The organism is Microbispora sp. NPDC049125 (assembly GCF_040802045.1).
In the GTDB taxonomy this organism is placed as follows: domain Bacteria; phylum Actinomycetota; class Actinomycetes; order Streptosporangiales; family Streptosporangiaceae; genus Microbispora.
In genome coordinates this window covers 1-3,745 of the sequence record NZ_JBEZDW010000095.1, presented here as the reverse complement: position 1 = coordinate 3,745, position 3,745 = coordinate 1, and the positions used below count along the sequence as shown (strand labels likewise).

General features: G+C 69.0%; 4 protein-coding genes. 3 read left to right on the top strand and 1 reads right to left on the bottom strand.

What is annotated here, in order from left to right; all coding sequences use genetic code 11:
• The coding region (locus AB0B72_RS40055; RefSeq protein ID WP_367745026.1) for an endo-1,4-beta-xylanase at nucleotides 1-272 on the bottom strand (272 nt) is incomplete at its 3' end.
• Between the two features lie 671 nt (nucleotides 273-943).
• Between AB0B72_RS40055 and AB0B72_RS40050 the strand changes: the two genes are divergently transcribed.
• The 3 genes from AB0B72_RS40050 to AB0B72_RS40040 all read left to right on the top strand — a co-directional run.
• Nucleotides 944-1,081: a hypothetical protein gene (locus tag AB0B72_RS40050; protein ID WP_367745025.1), complete on the top strand. Its 138-nt coding sequence runs from the start codon at nucleotides 944-946 to the stop codon at nucleotides 1,079-1,081.
• Between the two features lie 74 nt (nucleotides 1,082-1,155).
• Nucleotides 1,156-2,943, top strand: coding sequence for a lectin (locus tag AB0B72_RS40045; protein ID WP_367745023.1), 1,788 nt, complete (start codon nucleotides 1,156-1,158; stop codon nucleotides 2,941-2,943).
• A 186-nt stretch (nucleotides 2,944-3,129) separates the two neighbouring features.
• Nucleotides 3,130-3,745, top strand: a 616-nt coding sequence (locus AB0B72_RS40040) for a lectin (RefSeq protein ID WP_367745022.1), incomplete at its 3' end; no start/stop codon positions are given.

Here is a 3,745-nt window from a genome sequence, read left to right as displayed (position 1 = left end):
ATCTGGTCGGCCGAGCCGAAGGTGAACTGGCCGCGGGTGTTCTCGGTGGAGGTCCACTTCATCTCGTTCTCCGCGGTGACCGCGTTGAACTCCCGATCCCAGGTCGCCACGTACGTCGAGTCGTTCAGATGCCCCGCCGCGATCGCGGCGCCGAAGTACCGGCCCGACTGGGCGGCCGCCGCCCCCAGCGTGCTCGCGGCGGCGTCGGCGGACGTGGTCGCCGCCAGAGCGGTGGTCACGCCGAGCACGCCCGCCGCTCCGGCGAACAGCACACGACGGTAACCGCTGAACGATCGCCGGGGTTGAGGCGGAGGTATGGCGTTTTCACCCATGCGTGAGTCTCCAATTCTGAATGAACGAGGGGATACGCGAAGAGACGCCCCGCGAAATCGACCGGGACGGTCCATCACATGACCCCGTCATGGACGGCGTCATGGAAGGCGGCTCGAGCCGCTCACCACGGGCTCCGATTCGGAGGAGGCCGCGCTGGGGACTCAGTCTGGAAACTTGGAACGAAACCTGTCAAGCCGAATCGGAAACGTTTCGAGTGAATTGCGGTCGTCCGGCACACACCGCGGAGGTGAAGGCGGCTCCCGCGATCGGCCGCGCGGGGCGGCCGGAACCGGCCCGAGGCGCGGACGCGGTGGATGAAACTTTCATCACAACGGATTCCCGCAGTACGTGCGCCCTTCTTCCTAACTCCCACTTGAGGCACGCGCGGCGAGCGGGGACCTCCAGATGCGGAGCGCCCCCCGCCTTGACAGAACATCGCGCTGTCAGATTTGCTGCCCCGCACCACCACTTCCCGCACCTGGCAGCCAGGGCCCTACGACATGGCGAGCAATGTTATCGCTAACAACAGATCGATTCGTCGGCGCATCTGACGTGGAGACCGAATTCCGCCCCCAGCGAGCGGCGGGACCGGGCCAACCCGACTCCGGTGGTGAGCGCGTCCTCGGGACGGTGCCCGGACGTCAGCGGCAACCCGGCCAGGGACTCGGCCACGGACGGGGCGCAGGCGCAGATCTGGGACCGCAACGGGCAGGCCGGCCACAGGTGGACCACCTCACCCGCCCCATGACCAACGGGGCAACGTCCGGGAACCCCCGCCGCGTCCAGCACGGAGGGGACTCCCCACATCTGTAGGAGAGACGAATGCCATCACGCGGACCCGTACGGTCGTCCCTGCGTGCCGCCGGGGCCCTCGCACGTCTCCCGCGGGGCAGACGGCGGCTGGTCGTCGCCGCGCACCTGATGATCCTGATGATGGCATCCGTGGGATGGGCCCTCACGGGAGAAGCCGCGGCCACGGCGGGAAGAACGGCGGCGGGGGCGGCGGCGGTCGCCTCGGTGGCGACCCCGCCGATGGGCTGGGCGTCGTGGAACACCTTCGCCGCCCAGATCAACTACAACGTGATCAAGGCTCAGGCCGACGCCTTGGTGTCCTCGGGGATGAAGGACGCCGGCTACGAGTACGTCAACATCGACGAGGGCTGGTGGCAGGGGACGCGCGACGCCTCCGGCAACATCACCGTCGACACCAACGAGTGGCCTGGCGGGATGAAGGCCATCGCCGACTACATCCACAGCAAGGGGCTGAAGGCCGGCATCTACACCGACGCCGGCCGCAACGGTTGCGGCTACTACTACCCGACCGGACGTCCGGCGGCTCCCAACTCCGGCAGCGAGGGCCACTACGACCAGGACTTCCTGCAGTTCTCCAAGTGGGGCTTCGACTTCGTCAAGGTCGACTGGTGCGGGGGGAACGCGGAAGGCCTCAACTCCCGGACCACCTATCAGGCGATCAGCGCCGCCATCGACCGGGCCACGGCGCAGACCGGGCGGCCGATGGTGCTGTCGGTCTGCAACTGGGGAAACCAGAGCCCGTGGGACTGGGCGCCGGCCATCTCCACCATGTGGCGCACCAGCGGCGACATCATCTACTGGGGTGAGAACGCGTCGATGGACCGGATGCTGGCCAACTTCGACTCCGCCCAGCACCCCTCCGCCCAGAGTCCCGGCCATTACAACGATCCCGACATGCTCATCGTCGGCATGCAGGGCTTCTCGGCCGCCCAGAACCGCACCCACATGGGGCTGTGGGCCATCTCCGGAGCCCCGCTGCTGGCCGGCAACAACCTCGCCACGATGAGCGCCGAGACCAAGGCCATCCTGACCAACCGGGAGGTGCTGGCCGTCGACCAGGACTCCCTCGGCCGGCAGGGGGTGAAGGTGGCCGAGGACCAGACCGGCCGCCAGGTCTACAGCAAGGTCCTGTCGGGCGCCGGCCGGCGGGCGGTGCTCCTCCTCAACCGGACCAGCTCGTCCGCGTCCATCACCGCCCGCTGGTCCGACCTCGGGCTCACCGGCGCGGCGACCGTGCGGAACCTGTGGACGGGCACCGACGCCGGCGTCTTCACCGGCGGCTACACCGCCACCGTGCCCGCCCGCGAAGCGGTCCTCATCACCGTGACCGGCGGCGGAGCCACCCCCACCCCCACCCCGACTCCGACCCCCACGGCCACGCCGACGCCCACACCGACGACGTCCCCGGGCACGGCAGGTGCGATCCGTGGTGTGGGGTCGGGCCGGTGCCTGGACGTCAGCGGCGCGTCGCAGGCGAACGGCGCGCAGGCGCAGATCTGGGACTGCAACGGCCAGGCCAACCAGCAGTGGACCTCCACCGCCGCCGGTGAGCTGCGGGTGTTCGGCGGCAAGTGCCTGGACGTCAACGGTGGCGGCACGGCGAACGGCAGCACCGTGATCATCTGGGACTGCAACGGGCAGAACAACCAGAAGTGGCGGTTCAACTCCGACGGCACCATCACCGCGGTCGGCGCGAACAAGTGCCTGGACGTGCCGAACAGCGCCACGGCCAACGGCACGAAACTCGCCATCTGGACCTGCAACGGCGGCGCCAACCAGCGCTGGACCCGCACGTGACCCCACTCCTGACCCCCCACCTGAACCCCCACCGGCGGCTTCCCCTGCCAGGCGGTTCGCGGGCGCGGCTGTCTCCCGCCGTGTCCTCCCCCCAAAGGAGATAGAAGTATGCGACCTTTATCCGTTCCGTTGCCAGGGCGTCTGGCCGGTGGGCGGCGTTCGCCCGCGGCCGTCGCCGGATGTGTGGTGGCGGCGTTGGTGACCATGCTGGCGTTGGTGTGGGCGGCTCCGGCGTCGGCGGCCACGGGGCCGGTGGTGAGCGCGTCCTCAGGACGGTGCCTGGACGTCTCCGGCGGCTCGGCGACCAACGGCGCGCAGGCGCAGATCTGGGACTGCAACGGGCAGGCCAACCAGCAGTGGACCACCACCAGCGCCACTGAGCTGCGGGTCTTCAGCAACAAGTGCCTGGACGTCAACGGCGCCGCGACCGCCGACGGCTCCACTGTGATCATCTGGGACTGCAACGGGCAGAACAACCAGAAGTGGCGCCTCAACTCGGACGGCTCCATCACCGCCGTCGGCGCGAACAAGTGCCTGGATGTGCCGAACAACGCCACCGCCAACGGCACCAAGCTCGTCATCTGGACCTGCAACGGCGGAGCCAACCAGAGGTGGACCATCTCGGGGACCAACCCCAGCCCGTCGCCGTCCCCCTCGGCCTCCCCCTCCGCATCCCCGTCACCCTCGCCCTCCTCGACCTCGCGGTTCTCCAACCCGGTGTTGTGGGAGGACCTGGCCGACATCGACATCTTCCGGGTCGACAACACGTACTACTACTCGGCCTCGACGATGCACTACTCGC

Coding starts and splice junctions, on each gene's coding strand:
- AB0B72_RS40045 (WP_367745023.1), top strand. CDS start 1,156: ATGCCATCACGCGGACCCGTACGGTCGTCCCTGCGTGCCGCCGGGGCC.